Annotated in this window: 1 protein-coding gene; it reads left to right on the top strand. The window is 73.0% G+C overall.

The genetic code is table 11. From position 1 onward, the window contains the following. Positions 1-1011, top strand: a 1011-nt coding sequence (locus tag ACFV0O_RS41515) for a condensation domain-containing protein (protein ID WP_380350288.1), incomplete at both ends; no start/stop codon positions are given.

Here is a 1011-nt window from a genome sequence, read left to right as displayed (position 1 = left end):
ACTCCCTCCTCGCCACCCGCCTCACCAGCCGCATCCGCACCACCCTCGGCACCGAACTCCCCCTCCGCACCCTCTTCGAAGCCCCCACCCCCGCCGCCCTGGCGCGTCACCTCGTCCCCGGCGAGCCCGTTCGCCCGCCGGTCGTGGCCGGCGGTCAAGGACTCGGGCAGGTGCCGCTGTCCTTCGCCCAGCAGCGGCTCTGGTTCCTCGGGCAGCTGGACGGGCCGAACGCGACGTACAACATCCCTGCCGCCGTGCGCCTTTCGGGTGCGGTGGACCAGGAGGCGCTGGAGGCCGCGCTGCGCGATGTGATCGACCGGCACCACGTCCTGCGGACCGTCCTCACCGTCGTCGACGGACGGCCGGTGCAGCGGGTGTTGCCGACCGAGGAGGTCTCGATCGGTCTCTCCGTCGAGCCGGTCGGCGACGAGGACGAGTTGGCTGCCGCAGTGAACCGTTCGGCAGGGCAGCCGTTCGACCTGGCGACGGAACTGCCGCTGCGCGCTTCCCTCTTCACGCTGGCTCCCGAGCAGCAGGTGCTGCTGCTGACGCTTCATCACATCGCCGGTGACGGCTGGTCGATGGCCCCGCTGGGGCGTGACCTGTCGGCCGCGTACGCGGCGCGAGTGGCCGGCGGTGCGCCCGGGTGGGTGCCACTGCCGGTGCAGTACGCGGACTACACGCTCTGGCAGCGCGAACTGCTGGGGTCCGAGCAGGATGAGGACGGCCTGCTGGCACGGCAGTTGGGGTACTGGCGCGACGCGCTGGCCGACCTCCCGGAGGAGCTGGCGCTCCCCTTCGACCGCCCGCGACCGGCTGTGGCCACCCATCGCGGGGGCGACATCGAGCTGACCGTCCCTGCTGAACTGCACGCGGGCCTGCGGAAGCTGGCCGTGGACCACGGTGTCACCCCGGCCATGGTGCTGCAGGCGGCGCTGGGCGTGCTGCTGTCCCGGCTCGGCGCCGGCGAGGACGTCCCGGTCGGCACCCCGGTCGCCGGCCGTACCGATG

This window comes from Kitasatospora sp. NPDC059577 (assembly GCF_042735475.1).
Classification (GTDB): domain Bacteria; phylum Actinomycetota; class Actinomycetes; order Streptomycetales; family Streptomycetaceae; genus Kitasatospora.
Note: the sequence above shows the minus strand (reverse complement) of the source record. Positions and strands in the feature narration are given on the sequence as shown.